Below are 15982 nucleotides of genomic sequence, written 5' to 3' on the forward strand. Positions count from 1 at the left end.
GCAGTAAATCTTAACTGTTGATGCGGATATATTCGATTGTGCTGATCATTCGCAGCGGACACGATGGACGCCATGACCACTCGCGACCGCCTCCTCGGATTGACCGTCGCCGTGCTGTGGGGACTGAACTTCCTCGCCATTCGCGTCGGACTCGATCATTTTCCGCCGTTCTTCTTCGGCGCATTGCGCTTCCTGGTCATCGCCATCCCGGTCGTCCTGTTCGTCCCGAGGCCGAAAGTGCCGCTGAAGTGGTTGCTGCTCTACGGCTTCGGGTTCGGATTTCTGCAATTCGCCTTCCTGTTCGCGGCGATGGCAGCAGGCATGCCCACCGGATTGGCGTCACTCGTGCTGCAGTCGTCCGCCCCGTTCACCGTTGTGCTCGGCGCTGTTCTGCTGCGCGAACACGTCTCTCGCAGACAGGCGATCGGCATCGCGGTCGCCGTCCTCGGCATGGTCCTGATCGGATGGGACCGCGCTCAGAACGCCTCCCTGCTTCCGGTGATCCTCACCCTCCTCGCCGGCCTCGGCTGGGCGTTCGGCAATCTGGGAAACCGACTCGCCAAGTCCGATTCGCCGATGACGCTGATGCTGTGGATGACCGTCGTTCCGCCGCTGCCGATGCTGGCGCTGTCCGCGATCTTCGAGGGCCCGAGCACCGGCTGGCATGCGCTGACGGAGTCGTTCGGTCCGCAAGGCTGGCCAGGGTTGGTCGCGTTGGCCTACATCGTGATTCCCGCCACCATCATCGGCAGCGGTCTCTGGAGCATCCTGATGAGCCGCAACCCCGCCGGACTGGTCGCGCCGTTCTCACTGCTCGTTCCCGTCGTCGGAATCGCCGGTGCCTGGATATTCCTGGGCGAGAACCCGTCCGTGCTCGCACTGATCGGTGGCGTCGTCGTGATCGGCGGATGCCTCGGCGGCATGGCCGTGCGACGTTCGGTCGAAGTTCGGGAGAAAGCACCGGTGTGAGAGGCGGGAGTGGAGCCTGCGGAATGACCCAATAGGGCGGGAGTGGAGCCTGCGGAATGACCCGGGGGTCGCGGGAGTGGAGCCTGCGGAACGACCCGGGGGTCGCGGGAGTGGAGCCTGCGGAATGACCGAGGGGTAGAAACCGCCGACGTGAAACTGCACGCTCTTCTGTGCCAGACTCGGCGGATGGTTGAAGTGGGTGAGCGCAGACGTATCGGTGCACGTGGCCGTGTGGCACTGCGCGCGGCGGAGCTGGCGACCTGGGCGTCTCGCAAGGCGGGTCGGGGCAAGGGCTCGATGATCGGCGGACTCGTCGCCCTGAAGATCGATCCGAACATCCTCGGCGGGCTCGGTCGCGGACGACGAACCGTCATCGTCACCGGCACCAACGGCAAATCCACCACCACGCGTATGACGGCCGCTGCCCTTGCCACCCTCGGTGACGTCGCCACCCAGGCCGACGGCGCGAACATGGATGCCGGCATCGTCGCGGCCCTGCACGCTCACTTCGATGCCGAACTGGCTGCTCTCGAGGTCGACGAACTGCACGTCCCCCATGTCTCCGACGAGGTGGAACCGGCGGCCATCGTAATGCTCAACCTCAGTCGCGATCAGCTCGACCGCGTGGGCGAGATCAACATGATCGAACGCAAGCTGCGCGCCGGACTGGCCCGGCATCCCGAGACCGTCGTCATCGCCAACTGCGACGACGTCCTCGTCACGTCGGCAGCATTCGACGCACCGAACGTCGTCTGGGTCGCGGCCGGCGGCGGATGGGCCGGCGATTCGGTCAGCTGCCCGAGCACGGGCGAACCCATCCTGTGGGAGGGCGAGCACTGGTACAGCACCGGCAGCGACTTCAAGCGCCCGACGCCGGACTGGTGGCTCGACGACGAGAATCTCTACGGGCCCGACGGACTCGTCCTGCCGATGACGTTGTCACTGCCAGGTAAAGCCAACCGCGGCAACGCAGCTCAGGCCGTGGCCGCCGCAGTGACCCTCGGCGCGAGCGCGGAAGGTGCCGTCGCCGCCGCGTCGAGCGTCGACGAAGTAGCCGGACGCTACTCCACCATCCAGTACGGATCTCATTCCGTCAGAATGCTTCTCGCGAAAAACCCTGCCGGCTGGCAGGAGGCGCTGTCGATGATCGACCCCACCTGCGACGGGCTCGTCATCGCCGTCAACGGTCAGGTTCCCGACGGCGAAGACCTGTCGTGGTTGTGGGACGTCCGCTTCGAGCATTTCGAGAACGTGGCCGTCGTCGCCGCGGGCGAACGTGCAACCGACCTCGGAGTTCGCCTGCTGTACGCGGGTTCGCAGCACACCACCATCGCAGATCCGTTGCAGGCCATCGCGTCCTGTCCGCCGGGCCGCGTCGAAGTGCTCGCCAACTACACCGCGTTCCGCGATCTCGGGCGCGCGCTGGCACGTGAGGTGAAAAATGTCTGAGTCCACCGTCCGCATCGGTCTGGTCCTGCCCGACGTGATGGGCACCTACGGCGACAACGGCAACGCGCTCATTCTGCGGCAGCGGCTTCGGATGCGAGACATCGACGCCGAGGTCGTGCAGATCACCCTCAGCGATCCGGTTCCCGATTCACTGGACGTGTACACCCTTGGCGGAGCCGAGGATTCGGCGCAGCGCCTGGCGACGCGTCACCTCACCCGATACCCCGGACTACAGAACGCCGCTGCCCGCGGAGCGCCCGTGCTCGCCATCTGCGCCGCGATCCAGGTCCTCGGCCACTGGTACGAAACCTCTGCCGGCGAACGCGTCGACGGCATCTCGCTCTTCGACGTCACCACCGCACCGCAGGCGACGCGTTCGATCGGTGAAGTCGTCACCGAACCCGCGCTCGAAGGACTCACTCAGAAGCTCACCGGTTTCGAGAACCACCGCGGCGGAACGACTCTCGGCCCGGATGCGTCGCCGTTGGCCAAGGTCACCCACGGTGTCGGCAACGGTGTCGGCGACGGACGCGAAGGCGTCGTGCAGGGTTCTGTGATCGGCACGTACATGCACGGCCCGGTACTCGCCCGAAACCCGGAATTGGCGGACTACTTGTTGGAGCGTGCCTTGGGCACCACTCTCGCTCCCCTCGAGCTTGCCGAGGTTGCGCAGTTACGTAAAGAGCGGCTGCGCCGCACGTGAATGAAAACTCGTAGCCCGCTACGAATTTCCACTCACAAGGCGCAACGTTCGCACGGGTACGACGCGTCGTCCCAACCCTCTCTGACCAGCACCTCGCGGACCTCGCGGTACACACCGCACGGGTCGTCGGTCACTTCGCGCCAGCCGTACATCAACCGCGGCAGGTTCCTCAGCTCCGCGGCATTGTCACGCCTGCGATCGCGAAATCGCCGCTGCTTGGCAGAGTGGAAGGCCTGGCCGTCCAGCCTGACGATGAGGTCGCAGATCTGATAGCGAATGTCCTCGAAAAGCTGTCGGCCGTCAACGAATACCGGGGCCTGCCGCTGCCCGACCGGCAGACCGTGTGCCTGCTCGACGTCGAGTACATAACGGTGTTCGAGTGCAGAATGGACTCCGTCGCGCATGAGAGCCAGCGTGTGCAAAATCGGTTTGAGGTAGCGCATCGGTCGCCGGACTTCGACCTTGCTCGTCATGGCTGAGACGTTCACGCCACCCGAAGACATCGCCGAGACCAATGTGGTCGTCGCTTGCCTCGACGTCGGCTCTGCGACAACGAGATCGAGGACCGTATCGACGGTGCTCGTTCGAGCCGGATTCGTCTCGACACCGATGTGTCCCATGGCTCGGGAACGGTGGACCACTACCCCGGGATGGATTTGTTCGTTGCTTTCCGAGGTGAAGTTCTGCTTGGCGTGCCTCATCGTCACCGGCTTGCTGGTGGCCGAGCATCCGTACGGAACGGTGACGTGAACCGGGCCTGCCGCAGGCCGAACCCACCCCCATTCCTCCGCGGCGGTGGTGTGACTGAGCAACGCTCCCCGCCCTGCGTACAGCAGCGCTGCAGACAATTGCATCTCACGAGTCAGCGGCCCATTGGTCACCGAGACGACTCCACGAAACACTCTCAGCCACTGCCCGGTTTCCACGTAGTGGTTGATCGAATCCTTGTTGACGCCGAAAGCATGCATCTGTTTCGTGGTGATGATTCCGTGCTGCTCGTCCAATAATCGCTGCCAGGTACCCGCTGGTCTTGTCCTCATGGACCTCAGGATGGCCGGTTTCCAGCGCCCACGTCAGAATCTATCCACAGGGTGTGCACAACTCCGGGTCGTGAGTGGAAACTCGACCCCTGCTACGAGGTTTCGTGCACGTGCGGCGAAGCCGCTCTACATGCGCCGACGCCCCGTCAACGCGCGCCCCAACGTCAACTCATCAGCGAATTCGAGGTCTCCGCCCATGGGCAGGCCAGAGGCGAGGCGAGTGATGGCCAGGCCGGGGAAGTCACGCATCATGCGGACCAGATACGTGGCAGTGGCTTCGCCCTCGGTGTTGGGGTCGGTGGCGATGATGACTTCGGTGACGTCGACGCCGTCGTCCTGGGTTCCGACGCGGGTCAACAACTCTCGGATTCGGAGCTGATCCGGCCCCACTCCGTTCAGTGGGTCGAGCGCTCCGCCGAGTACGTGGTAGCGGCCCTTGAACTCTCGTGTACGTTCCACGGCCTGGACATCTTTGGGCTCTTCGACGACGCAGATCATCGATCTGTCACGACGTGAGTCCGCGCAGATTCGACATAGTTCCTTGTCCGAGACCGTGCCGCAGACGATGCAGAACTGCACACCGTCGCGAATGCGCTGCAGCGCGCGCATGAGCCGATCCACCTCGGGAGGTTCGACGCCCAGGAGGTGAAAAGCTATGCGCTGAGCGCTCTTCGGACCGACTCCGGGAAACTTGCCGAGTTCGTCGATCAGATCCTGTACGGGACCTTCGTACACCGCTCAGAACCCGGGAAGGCCGGGCATGCCTCCGAGACCACCAGCGAGGGGGCCCATCTTCTCGCTCGCGACGGCCTGAGCCGCGCGAGACGCATCGGCGATCGCGCCGATCACCAGGTCCTGCAGAGTCTCGACGTCGCTCGGGTCTACGACCTTGGGGTCGATGGTCAGTCCGACCACCTCACCGGTTCCCTTGACGGTGGCGACCACGAGGCCACCGCCCGCCTGGCCGGTCACTTCGGTTTCCGCGATCTCGGCCTGCGCCGCCATCAGCTGCTGCTGCATCTGCTGGGCCTGCTGCAGGATCGATGCCATGTCGGGCTGTTCACCGGGTTGCACTGTGTCGTCCTCTCGCGTGGGTCGAAGCGAACACCAGCGTAGCCGCACCTTGGATCGCTGTGATTCACTGCGCGTCGAATCGACCTACCGACCTGAGTGTCCACAATTTCGCGGCAGACACGGGATCGCGCCTGCGGTGACGAATGGTGGACACTCAGCGCAGTGCCTTCCGGCGATGCCGCACGGTTCGCCCTCGGTAACGAGGATCAGCGTTGCTCCGCGCGATGGTCGTATCCGGCGGGGAGCAGTTCGCCGGCAAGAACGCTGACGAGGCCGTCGGGCAAATCGATGATGACGCGCATCAGGGGATAGAGGTCGGCGAAGATCTGACGATCCTTACCGCACGGGCTCTTCACCCCGCGCCCGTGGTTGCCGACCGCCACGATGTGCGTCGGCTCGGTCGCACCGGCCGCCCGAGCCGCGGCAAGCGCGACTGTCTCTGCGCACGGGCCACCGGTGAAGTGATAGAGATTCACCCCGGCGAAGGTTCGGCCGTCCGCCACTCTCACCGCCGCACCCATCGTGTGGATGCCGTCCTCATCAGGTCCCGCATCCGTCGACGAATCGATTGTCTGCCTGGCCAGTTCGACCAGCGTCCGATCCCTGTCGGTCGCGGGTAGTGCGGAAGAGAAGGACACGATGCGATTCTAGAGCCCCGCGCCTGAACATCTGTCAGTACTGAGCGCACGTAGTCTTGCGGAATGGATCAGCCTGCGAGCCCCTCCCCTCGCAAGCGTCGGGTGACGCCTCAGACCATGGCCGAGGCGGGTATTGCGCTGACGCTGCCGAAGGTGTCGGTCAAGTCGGTGGCCGAAAGCCTGGGCGTGTCGATCGTCGCGATCTACAACAACATCGACGATCTTTGTTCACTCAAGGCCCTCGTGGCGGAGGAGATTCTGCGCAGGTGGTCGCCGCCGCTTCCCGGTGACGACGAATCGATGCACGACGCGTTGCTGGCCCTCGCTTCCGCGATGCGCGAGCTGGTTCACTCCAACCCGGGTATCGCGGAGTATCTGATCGGCCTTACTCCCAGCTCGATCGACGCCATCCGTATGGCCGACTCGGTGCAGACGCGCTATCGAACTCGATACGACCTCACTCCGAAGCAGGCGACGTGGGCTGTCATCACCGTCTGCGAGCATGCGCTGGCCTTGGCCGAGATGGTCTACAACTCTGCTCGACGCGATCGTGAATACGACGACGCGATCGCGGCGCGCACCGACCTGGACACACTGCCGGGGGCCTACGACACGGTCGACCGTGGACCCGACGGGATGTTCCTGTGGTCGATGCGCACCGTGGTCGTCGGAACACTCGAGCTCATCGAGGCCCCCGACTTCGAGCAGGCCTAGATCAACTCGCGGCGCAGGTTCTCCAGCGTCGCGGCCTGGATCTTCTTCAGTCCCAGCGGTGCGAAGGTCTTCTCGAAGAATCCGCCGATGCCGCCTGCGCCCTTCCACTCCGTCGTCGTGGTGACCGTGGTGCCCGCGCCGTCCGGGGCGACCGACCAGGTGGTGACCATGGAGGAATTGGCGTCGCGTTCGGTGATGGTCGATCCGGCGACGGTGACGGTCGCGGCGACGTTGCGCACTCGCTTCTCGGTGGCCTGCAGGGTCCACGTGGCCACGGTTCCGTCTCCTTGCCCGCCCTGGACCACCTCGTAGTCGCGGTACTGCTCGGGGAGGATGCGTGGGCGCACCGTCTCGTAGTCGGCGAGCGCAGCGAGCACTCGATCCGGTGTGGTGGCGATGGTGGCGGAACTGGATGCACTGACCTGAGCCACGGAAACGTTCTCCTTCGATAGCGAACGGGATGTTCGTCCATACTGCCTCGCCGCGCACGCGCGGCAGGCATCCCGCCGGACCGTGTGTGATGTGCTTCACACACATAAATCTCATCCCGCAAAACACATGCATGACGCAACCATTTGTCCGATTTACTCCGATTCTCCGCGGAGATTCGGCAACAGTTGCGTGAAGTTTCACCGGTGGGACGCCGATGCCGGTGGATACCACGCGGTACGAGATATAGCGTCTGAGTGTGGCTTCAGTGAATGCTCTTCTCGGACGACGGCCAGAACCGAGGGAGAGCGGTTACGCAGCGCACCGGTCGGGTGTCGAGCAGCTGCTTCGCAGCTATCGCGCAATTCCCGCCGATGCGACGGTGCGTCTGGCGAAGAAGACGTCCAACCTGTTCCGGGCCAGGACGACCACCACCACACCGGGGCTCGACGTGTCGGGCCTGAGCAAGGTCATCACCGTCGATCCCGCCTCGCGCACAGCAGATGTCGCCGGAATGTGCACCTACGAGGACCTGGTCGACGCGACGCTTCCCTACGGCCTGGCACCCCTCGTCGTCCCGCAGCTCAAGACGATCACCCTCGGCGGAGCCGTCACCGGACTCGGCATCGAGTCCACGTCGTTTCGTAGCGGACTCCCCCACGAATCGGTGCTCGAGATCGATGTCCTCACCGGCAGCGGCGAGATCGTCACCGCAACACCGGAGGGCGAACACGCGGATCTCTACTGGGGCTTTCCCAACTCGTACGGAACCCTCGGCTACTCCACTCGGCTGAAGATCCAGCTCGAACCCGTGTTGCCGTATGTCGCGTTGCGCCACCTGCGATTTCACGATCTCGACACCTTGCAGTCCACGATGGACCGCATCGTCGACGAGCGCGAGTACGACGGCATCGAGGTCCAGTACCTCGACGGTGTGGTGTTCAGCGCCGACGAAAGCTACCTCACCCTCGGCGTCCAGACCGACGAACCGGGACCGGTCAGCGACTACACCGGTGCCGACATCTTCTACCGATCGATCCAGCACGCGTCGGATACACCCAAGACCGACCGCCTCACCATTCACGACTACCTGTGGCGCTGGGACACCGATTGGTTCTGGTGCTCCCGAGCGTTCGGAACACAGAACCCGAGAATCCGACGGTTCTGGCCGCGCAAGTACCGGCGCAGTAGCTTCTACTGGAAACTGATCGGCCTCGATCGTAAGTACGACATCGGCGACCGACTCGAGAAACGCAAAGGAAATCCGCCGCGCGAACGCGTCGTGCAGGATGTCGAGGTTCCGATCGAGCACACCGCAGGCTTCGTGGCGTGGTTCCTCGACAACATCCCGATCGAGCCGTTGTGGTTGTGCCCGTTGCGTCTTCGTGAGCCCGCAGCACCGGGCGCGAATCCGGCCAGGCCGTGGCCGCTGTATCCACTCGAACCGAAACGCACCTACGTCAACATCGGCTTCTGGTCTTCGGTCCCGATCGTTGCAGGCGAACCAGAGGGTGCCGCGAACCGCGCCATCGAGAAGAAGGTCACCGAGTTCGACGGGCATAAATCGCTGTACTCGGACGCTTATTACACCGAACATGAATTCGCCGTTCTGTACGGCGGCGATCGATACGAAGTGTTGAAGAAGAAATACGATCCCGAATCCCGATTGTTGGATTTGTACTCGAAGGCGGTGCAACGCAGATGACGACGTTCAAGGACTCCGGCAATCGCACGGTGAACGGTGCCCAGAAGCTCAAGATCTCCGAGATTCTCGAACTGATCTCCGACGGCAACATCCCACTGCGCTTCACCGCCTACGACGGCAGCACCGCAGGACCCGAGGACGCGAGAATCGGCCTCAACCTCAAGAGCCCCCGCGGAACCACTTATCTGGCAACCGCTCCCGGCGATCTCGGCATGGCGCGCGCGTACGTCTCGGGCGATCTCGAAGCAACGGGAGTCCATCCGGGCGACCCCTACGAGCTGCTGGCGCTGATGGGCGACGAGCTGCACTTCCGTCGCCCCTCGGCGATGACGCTGACATCGATCGCCCGTTCGCTCGGCTGGGATGTGTTGCGGCCCATCGCTCCCCCACCCCAGGAAGCGATTCCGCGGTGGCGTCGCATCGCAGAAGGTCTGCGCCACTCCAAGACTCGCGATGCCGAAGCGATCCACCATCACTACGACGTGTCCAATGCCTTCTACGAGAAGGTGCTCGGCCCCTCCATGACGTACACCTGCGCGGCGTTCGAGAGCGCCGATCAGTCGCTGGAAGCCGCACAGGAGAACAAGTATCGCTTGGTGTTCGACAAGCTCGGCCTGCAACCGGGTGATCGCCTGCTCGACATCGGCTGCGGTTGGGGCTCGATGGTGCGCTACGCCGCCCGCCGCGGAGTGAAGGTGATCGGTGTGACGCTCTCCCAGGAGCAGGCGTCGTGGGCACAGCAGGCCATCGCCGACGAGGGCCTGTCAGAGTTGGCCGAGGTGCGCTTCTCGGACTATCGCGACGTGCCCGAGACCAACTTCGACGCCATCTCCTCCATCGGGCTGACCGAGCACATCGGCGTGCACAACTACCCGTCGTACTTCACGTTCATCCAGTCCAAGCTGCGCGACGGCGGCCGGCTCCTCAACCACTCGATCACCCGGCCGGACAATCGCGCACACGCCAAGGCCGGCAGCTTCATCGACCGGTACGTCTTCCCCGACGGCGAACTCACCGGCTCGGGCCGCATCATCACCGAGATCCAGGACGTCGGACTCGAGGTTCGGCACGAGGAGAACCTGCGCGAGCACTACGCGCTGACGCTGGCCGGCTGGTGCCGGAACCTCGTCGAGAACTGGGACGCCTGCGTCGCCGAAGCCGGTGAAGGAACAGCCCGTGTCTGGGGCCTGTACATGGCCGGGTCCCGGCTCGGCTTCGAGCGCAATGTGGTTCAGCTGCACCAGGTTCTGGCCGTCAAACTCGGACCGAAGGGACAGGCCGACGTCCCCCTGCGGCCTTGGTGGAACGGCTGACGCTTGTGAGCGAAAACTCGACTCCTGCTACGAGGTTCCGCGCACATGGGAGCGTCAGCGACCCGTTCCCCGCAGGATGACTCGCGCGGTCTCGGTCGGCTGATCCCAGTGCGGGAAGTGTCCGCATTTGTCGAACCAGTGCAGGGTGGCGTCGGGGAATCGCTCCAACGCCACTGTGGCCTGGCTGGGTGTGGTGACCTTGTCCTGACGGCCCCAGCCGATGAGCAGCGAGCCCTGCAGGGAACCTTTCGGGGAACCCTGTTGCTTCGGCCCGTGGATCAGCGCCTTGCGTGCGGCGTCGAGCGAAGGTGATGTCTTGGTGGAGAAACCCCTCAGCTCCTGCTCGACCAGCCCACTCGGAAGTTTCCAGGGCGCGGCCGAGAACTGCGCCAGTGCAGCAGTTCTGGTGACCGGGTTACCGGCCAGGAACGGCACGAGCGGCTGCACGTTCTTCATCAGTGCCAACGACGCGGTGATCGTGGCTCCGAAGATCTTGACCTGCCGGTCGTTCCAGAACCCGCCGGGATCGAGCGCCACCATCGAGCCTCGGTGACCGCGGCGGGCCAGTTCGACGACCATGCGCGCACCCATCGAGCTTCCGACGAGATCGGCGTCGGAGAGACCTTCGTTGTCGAGAAATTCCCGCAACGCGTCGGTCAACGACGCGATGGAGACCTCGGGCAGCGGCGGAGTCTTTCCGAACCCGGGCAGGTCGAGGGCGATGACCTCACGATGTTTGGCGAGGGCGGGGACGATCGGGTCCCAGTTTCCGTGAGAGGACCCGAGCCCGTGGACGAGGACGATCGGGGTTCCGCTTCCGGTTCTGACACTGTGCATACCGGCGTTGTACCCCGAGCGCGCCGATCTACACCTTGGGGCTGTAGTGCGAGGGGTCCGATCGCCGTTCCACGGGCGGCAGATTGCGGGCCGGTGTGTGCACCAACGGTGCCGTTCTCGGGGTTCGGCCCTTGACACGATCCCATCCGGCGCGGCCTCTCGGGTGCAGTCGCCGTCGTGGTGGCACCAACCCGAACACGAAGTTCACTGCCTTGCCGAACAGCGCCAGGCGCTTCTCGTCCCGCTCGGACCAGCTGTAGCCGAGGAGCGTGCGTACCGGCTCGTCGTAGAGCCCGACGGTGATCCAGACGAACAACTTCGCCACCGGACGCCGGAACACGGCCCAGAGCGGCTCGGGCAGCCAGGCCGCATAAGGCGGTGGTCCCAGCTTCGACAGGTCCAACACCCCGCGGGCGGCCATGTTGTCCTCCAACACGTGTCGGCACATGTGATCCCAGTACTGCTGGAACTCCGGCCAGGTGGCAGGCACCGACCGCATGCTCATGCCGTAGAGGCGATACCACTGCACGTGCTCGTCGAACAGCTGCACCTTCTGAGCCTCGGTCAGCCCGCCCATGAAGTGGTCTGCGGTGAGCACCGTGCCCATGAAGAAGGTGGCGTGCGCCCAGTAGAACGTGTCGGGATCGAGCGCGTGGTACTTGCGGCCCTTGGAGTCGATCCCTTTGATGTTCGTGTGATAGCCGCGGACCTGCAGTGCGGTCTCCTCGGCCCGATCGCCGTCGAACACGACCCCACCGATGGGGTAAAGGGACCGGTACAGCCGCTGCCAGCGCTCGTCGAAGAACGTGGAGTGTTGCTCCACCCCGGCTCCGAGCCCTGGGTGCATGTTCTGCATCGACCCTGCCCAGACGCCCTGCAGCATCCCGCGCCAGTCTCCGAAATACTTCCAGGTGAGCGAATCCGGAGCGAGCGGGACGGGTCGATCGGGCTGACTACGCATGTTGTCAGACTAGGGTTGACAACATGCGTAGTCAACAGTTGGAGGAACGCAGATCCAAGCGCTACGACGCGTTGCTCGCGGCCGGGGTCGAGCTCCTCGGCTCGCCGGACGGTCCGGCCGTCAACGTGCGGGCCGTCTGCCGTACCGCCGGCCTGACCGAGCGGTACTTCTACGAGAGCTTCGCCGACCGCGACGCCTTCGTCCGCGCGGTGTACGCGTGGGTCGGCACCAGAGCGCAGGGCGCTTTGCTCGACGCCGTGATGCAGGCGAGCACTGCCGAGGACACCATCGCCGCGCCGGTGCGCGCATTCGTCGAACTCATCATCGACGAACCGCGAACGGGACGGGTGCTGCTCATCGCGCCGTTGGCCGAACCGGCACTGAGCCGACGCGGTCTCGATCTCCTGCCCGGCTTCGTCGAGCTGGTGCACTCCCAACTGCCCGACACCGACGATCGACAGCTGATCGCCGTCGGAACCGTCGGGGCGTTGACGGCCCTGTTCATCGGCTATCTCGACGGCACGCTCACCGTCACCCGCGAAGCCCTCGTGGCGCACTGCATTCGGCTGATCTCCGAGGCCTCCGTGCGAGGATGACACCACCTCTAACCGAAGGAGTTCTTCATGTCCGATCTCGACCAGTCGTTCGCCGACGCGCAGGTAGACGTCAAGAAGCTCACGTCCAAGCCGAGCAACGACGACCTACTGAGCCTGTACTCGCTCTACAAGCAGGGTTCGATCGGTGACGCGTCGGGTAAGCGGCCCGGACGACTGGACATGGTGAACCGAGCGAAGTTCGATGCCTGGGCGAAGCTCGAAGGTACGAGCCAGGATTCGGCGAAGCAGCAGTACGTGGATCTGGTGACCAAGCTCCTCGCCGGCTGAGCCAACGGCTATGGTCGAGTGCGGGGGTAACGCAACGAAGGGACCCGCATGAGACGCACCGACAGCGACGTCGACGAGGCCGAGCTCGACATCGAAAAGCCGAAGACCCACGCGGCAGGCCCCGTCGCCGTCGCAGTGTCGATGAAGCGAGCGCTCGGGCACATGGGCCCGAAGCGCACCGCGCAGACGCTGCTCAAGCTCAATCAGGCCGAGGGTTTCGACTGCATGAGCTGCGCGTGGCCCGACCCTGATCCGGGCCACCGGCACGCGGCGGAATTCTGCGAGAACGGCGCGAAGGCCGTTGCCGAGGAAGCGACGACGACGCGGGCGACGCCGGAGTTCTTCGCGCAGCACAGCATTGCCGAACTCGACAGTCACACCGAGCACTGGCTGGGCCAGCAGGGCCGGATCACGCACCCGATGATCAAGCTGCCCGGCGGCAGCCATTACGAGCCCATCGAGTGGGACGACGCTTTCCGCCTGATCGGCGACGAACTGAAGTCTCTCGCGAGTCCCGACGAGGCCATCTTCTACACCTCGGGTCGCGCCTCGAACGAGTCCGCGTTCACCTATCAGCTCTTCGCCCGGGCGTTCGGCACGAACAACATGCCCGACTGTTCCAACATGTGTCACGAGTCGACGTCCATCGCGCTGCAGGAGTCCATCGGCATCGGCAAGGCCAGCGTCACGCTCGACGACGTCCACACTGCCGAGCTGATCATCCTCGCCGGTCAGAATCCCGGAACCAATCATCCCCGTATGCTCTCGGCCCTCGAGATGGCCAAGCAGAACGGCGCAAAGATTCTGTCCATCAACCCACTTCGCGAAGCGGGTCTGCTCAACTTCAAGAACCCGCAGACCCCGCGCGGCATGGTTGGCCCGGGAACGGACCTGTCGGATCTGCACCTGCCGATCAAGCTCAACGGCGACCTCGCACTCTTCCAGGCCATCGGCTCACTGCTGGTGAAGTGGGATGCACTCGATCACGAGTTCCTCGACAACTACACCGTCGGCTTCGACGCATGGAAGGCGCATGTCGCCGAGGTCGACTGGGATCTCGTCACCGAGGTGACCGGATTGTCGGTTGCGCAGATCACCGAGGCAGCCGAGATGTTGCGCGACTCCAAGGCCACGGTCTACTGCTGGGCCATGGGTCTGACGCAGCACCGCAATGCCGTCGCGACCATCAAGGAAGTCACCAATCTCGCGTTCGCACAGGGCAACATCGGCCGAGCAGGTGCCGGACTGCTACCGGTGCGCGGCCACTCGAACGTGCAGGGCGACCGCACGATGGGTATCTGGGAACGCCCTCCGGTGAAGTTCCTCGACGCGATGGCGGCGGAGTTCGACTTCGAGCCGCCGCGCGAGCACGGCTTGGACACCGTCGATTCCATCCGGGCCATGCGCGACGGCAAGGCGCATTTCTTCCTCGGACTCGGCGGCAACTTCGTCCAGGCGACACCGGACAGTGACGTCACCTTCGAGGCGCTGCGCAAGATGCGGATGACGGTGCAGATCTCCACCAAGATCAACCGCTCGCACCTCGTGTGCGGTGAGACGTCGATCATCCTGCCGACCCTGGGCCGCACCGAGAAGGACGTGCAAGCCAGTGGTGAGCAATGGATCTCGGTCGAGGACTCCACGTGCTCGGTGCATTCCTCGCGCGGACCGTTGAAGCCCGCGAGCGAGTTCCTTCGTTCCGAGGTCGCGATCGTCAGCGGCATCGCAGAGGCGACACTCGGCGACCGCTACGGTCTCGATTGGAGAGGCTTCCGCGACGACTACCGCAACATCCGCAAGCACATCTCCCGCGTCGTCGCCGGTTGCGAGGGTTACGAGGTCAATGTTCGACGCCCCGGCGGCTTCGTGCTTCCGCACCCGCCCCGCGACAGCCGGACCTTCGAGACCAAGAGTGGCCGAGGCGAATTCGCGGTGTCACCGATCGATGTGCTGCAGGTTCCGCCGGGCCATCTGATCCTGCAGACGCTGCGTAGCCACGATCAGTTCAACACCACGATCTACGGCCTCAGCGATCGGTACCGTGGGATCGAGAACGGCCGACGCGTCATCTTCGTGCACCGCGAGGACATCTCGGCCCTCGGTTTCCGCAACGGTGACATGGTCGATCTCGTCACCAAGTGGGACGACGACGACGTGGATCGCTGCGCGCCGTCGTTCCGCATCGTCGAGTACGACACCCCGCGGGGATCGGCTGCTGCGTACTATCCCGAGACCAATCCGTTGATCCCGTTGGATTCGACTGCGCTGCAGAGCAACTGCCCCACCTCGAAGTCGGTGATCATCTCGATGGTTCCGGCGGGGACGGGTGTGCAGGGAACCTCGAACGGTCATCAGGACAACGAGGGTTCGGACGAGGGGCACAAGTCGCACCCGCAGCCGCATCACCTGAGCTGAGGCTCGTACTAGACCAGTGCTCGACCCGAACGCATCCGACGCTCGACATCGCGCAGCAGGATGTTGAACGGAAATGCTCGCACGACGGGCGGCAACACCCGGTTGAGCAGGGACGCGCTGCGCAGCAACAGCGCAAACCGTCTCTGCTCGACCGGGTTCCAAGGTAACTCGAGCCCGGTCATGGACTTGCGCAGAAAATCCGGATCGCCGGTCACGACGGCGTCGATTCCGCACCGATGTCCCACTGCCGGAACTGTCGACGCATCACGTCGTCGGCGGCCTCGACATCGCGTCGCGCAAAGGCCTCGATCAGTTCTTCGTGACTGCGCACTGCATCTTCACCCCATCGCTTGTCGGTCGCGTACAACCGCGGCGTGTATCTGACCGCACCGAGGAGGAACCACGCCAATTTGGTTCCTCCTGCGATCTTGTTCACGAATCGATGGAACTCGAACTCGTAGTACTCAACCGATTCGGTATCCGAGCGGGCCACGGCGTCACGGAGGCCGTCGTTGAGTGCGGTCAGCCGATCCAGATGCTCGGGTGTGATGCTGCGAGCGGCCCGACCGGCGAGTGTGCCGGCGATGGTCCCCTGCAGCCAGAAGATGTCGTCCACATCCTGGCGCGAGAGCTCACCGACGCGGTAGCCGCGTCGAGGCACCTGCTCGACGAGCCCTTCGCCGCGCAGCGAAACGAGTGCTTCCCGTACCGGAGTGGCACTGACGCCCAACTCCGCCGCCGTCTCGTCGATTCGCACGAATGCCCCTGGCTCGAGCGCACCCGTGACGATCTGCTGGCGAATACTGGCGGCGACATCCTCCGCGAGCTGTGGGCGACGACGCAACACGATG

18 protein-coding genes are annotated in these 15982 nt (G+C 64.3%); 9 read left to right on the forward strand and 9 right to left on the reverse strand.

Going from position 1 to position 15982, the window contains the following annotated elements:
• The first annotated feature begins 72 nt into the window (after positions 1 to 72).
• From CH283_RS10305 to CH283_RS10315, 3 genes are all read left to right on the forward strand, one after another.
• Positions 73 to 969 (forward strand): EamA family transporter, encoded by an 897-nt coding sequence (locus CH283_RS10305; protein WP_094638953.1) that lies wholly within the window; start codon positions 73 to 75, stop codon positions 967 to 969.
• Between the two features lie 186 nt (positions 970 to 1155).
• Entirely contained in the window at positions 1156 to 2418 is a 1263-nt protein-coding gene (locus CH283_RS10310) for a Mur ligase family protein (protein WP_094638954.1), read from the forward strand.
• The gene (locus CH283_RS10315) at positions 2411 to 3121 is read left to right on the forward strand and encodes a type 1 glutamine amidotransferase (RefSeq protein ID WP_094638723.1); all 711 of its coding nucleotides are present in this window, start codon (positions 2411 to 2413) and stop codon (positions 3119 to 3121) included. Before CH283_RS10310 ends, CH283_RS10315 begins: the two co-directional genes overlap by 8 nt.
• A 32-nt stretch (positions 3122 to 3153) precedes the next feature.
• Here the strand turns inward: CH283_RS10315 and CH283_RS10320 are convergent, their stop codons facing one another.
• The 4 genes from CH283_RS10320 to CH283_RS10335 all read right to left on the reverse strand — a co-directional run bounded on the left by CH283_RS10320 (position 3154) and on the right by CH283_RS10335 (position 5873).
• Complete coding sequence (locus CH283_RS10320) at positions 3154 to 4161, reverse strand: type IV toxin-antitoxin system AbiEi family antitoxin domain-containing protein (RefSeq protein WP_094638724.1); 1008 nt, start codon at positions 4159 to 4161, stop codon at positions 3154 to 3156.
• Positions 4162 to 4287: 126 nt separating this feature from the next.
• Positions 4288 to 4896 (reverse strand): recombination mediator RecR, encoded by a 609-nt coding sequence (gene recR, locus CH283_RS10325; protein ID WP_032379989.1) that lies wholly within the window; start codon positions 4894 to 4896, stop codon positions 4288 to 4290.
• A gap of 3 nt (positions 4897 to 4899) precedes the next feature.
• Positions 4900 to 5235 carry a YbaB/EbfC family nucleoid-associated protein gene (locus CH283_RS10330; RefSeq protein ID WP_094638725.1) on the reverse strand — a complete coding sequence of 112 codons (336 nt, stop codon included), beginning with the start codon at positions 5233 to 5235 and terminating at the stop codon, positions 4900 to 4902.
• A gap of 206 nt (positions 5236 to 5441) precedes the next feature.
• A complete protein-coding gene (locus CH283_RS10335) occupies positions 5442 to 5873 on the reverse strand; it encodes a hypothetical protein (RefSeq protein ID WP_217901103.1) in 432 nt (143 codons plus the stop codon).
• A gap of 63 nt (positions 5874 to 5936) precedes the next feature.
• Here CH283_RS10335 and CH283_RS10340 point away from each other — a divergent pair, with 63 nt between their 5' ends.
• On the forward strand, positions 5937 to 6587 hold the full coding sequence (locus CH283_RS10340; protein WP_141215222.1) for a hypothetical protein: 651 nt from the start codon (positions 5937 to 5939) through the stop codon (positions 6585 to 6587).
• Here CH283_RS10340 and CH283_RS10345 read toward each other — a convergent pair.
• Positions 6584 to 7018, reverse strand: a complete 435-nt coding sequence (locus CH283_RS10345; protein WP_068050479.1) for an SRPBCC family protein — start codon at positions 7016 to 7018, stop codon at positions 6584 to 6586. The genes CH283_RS10340 and CH283_RS10345 overlap by 4 nt on opposite strands.
• 257 nt (positions 7019 to 7275) lie before the next feature.
• On the opposite strand from CH283_RS10345, the gene CH283_RS10350 reads away from it, so the two are divergent.
• Together CH283_RS10350 and CH283_RS10355 are read left to right on the forward strand one after the other, a co-directional pair.
• Positions 7276 to 8721 carry an FAD-binding oxidoreductase gene (locus tag CH283_RS10350; protein ID WP_176460211.1) on the forward strand — a complete coding sequence of 482 codons (1446 nt, stop codon included), beginning with the start codon at positions 7276 to 7278 and terminating at the stop codon, positions 8719 to 8721.
• Positions 8718 to 10034, forward strand: a complete 1317-nt coding sequence (locus CH283_RS10355) for a class I SAM-dependent methyltransferase (protein ID WP_094638728.1) — start codon at positions 8718 to 8720, stop codon at positions 10032 to 10034. The genes CH283_RS10350 and CH283_RS10355 overlap by 4 nt, the downstream gene beginning before the upstream one ends.
• Before the next feature lie 54 nt (positions 10035 to 10088).
• Here the strand turns inward: CH283_RS10355 and CH283_RS10360 are convergent, their stop codons facing one another.
• Positions 10089 to 10871, reverse strand: a complete 783-nt coding sequence (locus CH283_RS10360) for an alpha/beta fold hydrolase (RefSeq protein ID WP_094638729.1) — start codon at positions 10869 to 10871, stop codon at positions 10089 to 10091.
• Positions 10872 to 10899: 28 nt separating this feature from the next.
• Positions 10900 to 11832 carry an oxygenase MpaB family protein gene (locus CH283_RS10365; protein ID WP_094638730.1) on the reverse strand — a complete coding sequence of 311 codons (933 nt, stop codon included), beginning with the start codon at positions 11830 to 11832 and terminating at the stop codon, positions 10900 to 10902.
• Positions 11833 to 11855: 23 nt separating this feature from the next.
• Here CH283_RS10365 and CH283_RS10370 point away from each other — a divergent pair, with 23 nt between their 5' ends.
• The 3 genes from CH283_RS10370 to CH283_RS10380 are packed head-to-tail and all read left to right on the forward strand — an operon-like array spanning position 11856 to position 15131.
• Positions 11856 to 12428, forward strand: a complete 573-nt coding sequence (locus CH283_RS10370; RefSeq protein WP_094638731.1) for a TetR/AcrR family transcriptional regulator — start codon at positions 11856 to 11858, stop codon at positions 12426 to 12428.
• A gap of 27 nt (positions 12429 to 12455) precedes the next feature.
• Positions 12456 to 12716, forward strand: coding sequence for an acyl-CoA-binding protein (locus CH283_RS10375; RefSeq protein WP_032379982.1), 261 nt, complete (start codon positions 12456 to 12458; stop codon positions 12714 to 12716).
• 48 nt (positions 12717 to 12764) lie between these two features.
• A complete protein-coding gene (locus CH283_RS10380; protein ID WP_094638732.1) occupies positions 12765 to 15131 on the forward strand; it encodes an FdhF/YdeP family oxidoreductase in 2367 nt (788 codons plus the stop codon).
• A gap of 8 nt (positions 15132 to 15139) precedes the next feature.
• On the opposite strand, the gene CH283_RS10385 is transcribed toward CH283_RS10380, so the two are convergent.
• Both CH283_RS10385 and CH283_RS10390 read right to left on the reverse strand, forming a co-directional pair.
• Entirely contained in the window at positions 15140 to 15346 is a 207-nt protein-coding gene (locus tag CH283_RS10385; RefSeq protein ID WP_094638733.1) for a hypothetical protein, read from the reverse strand.
• Complete coding sequence (locus tag CH283_RS10390) at positions 15343 to 15978, reverse strand: GntR family transcriptional regulator (RefSeq protein ID WP_255183170.1); 636 nt, start codon at positions 15976 to 15978, stop codon at positions 15343 to 15345. Before CH283_RS10390 ends, CH283_RS10385 begins: the two co-directional genes overlap by 4 nt.
• Positions 15979 to 15982: the final 4 nt, after the last annotated feature.

Origin of the sequence: Rhodococcus sp. 05-2254-2 (genome assembly GCF_002259095.1) — a bacterium.
GTDB lineage: Bacteria > Actinomycetota > Actinomycetes > Mycobacteriales > Mycobacteriaceae > Rhodococcoides.

Coding starts and splice junctions, on each gene's coding strand:
- CH283_RS10310 (WP_094638954.1), top strand. CDS start 1,156: ATGGTTGAAGTGGGTGAGCGCAGACGTATCGGTGCACGTGGCCGTGTG.
- CH283_RS10320 (WP_094638724.1), bottom strand. CDS start 4,161: ATGAGGACAAGACCAGCGGGTACCTGGCAGCGATTATTGGACGAGCAG.
- CH283_RS10315 (WP_094638723.1), top strand. CDS start 2,411: ATGTCTGAGTCCACCGTCCGCATCGGTCTGGTCCTGCCCGACGTGATG.
- CH283_RS10375 (WP_032379982.1), top strand. CDS start 12,456: ATGTCCGATCTCGACCAGTCGTTCGCCGACGCGCAGGTAGACGTCAAG.
- CH283_RS10380 (WP_094638732.1), top strand. CDS start 12,765: ATGAGACGCACCGACAGCGACGTCGACGAGGCCGAGCTCGACATCGAA.
- CH283_RS10370 (WP_094638731.1), top strand. CDS start 11,856: ATGCGTAGTCAACAGTTGGAGGAACGCAGATCCAAGCGCTACGACGCG.
- CH283_RS10355 (WP_094638728.1), top strand. CDS start 8,718: ATGACGACGTTCAAGGACTCCGGCAATCGCACGGTGAACGGTGCCCAG.
- CH283_RS10365 (WP_094638730.1), bottom strand. CDS start 11,832: ATGCGTAGTCAGCCCGATCGACCCGTCCCGCTCGCTCCGGATTCGCTC.
- CH283_RS10305 (WP_094638953.1), top strand. CDS start 73: ATGACCACTCGCGACCGCCTCCTCGGATTGACCGTCGCCGTGCTGTGG.
- CH283_RS10340 (WP_141215222.1), top strand. CDS start 5,937: ATGGATCAGCCTGCGAGCCCCTCCCCTCGCAAGCGTCGGGTGACGCCT.
- CH283_RS10360 (WP_094638729.1), bottom strand. CDS start 10,871: ATGCACAGTGTCAGAACCGGAAGCGGAACCCCGATCGTCCTCGTCCAC.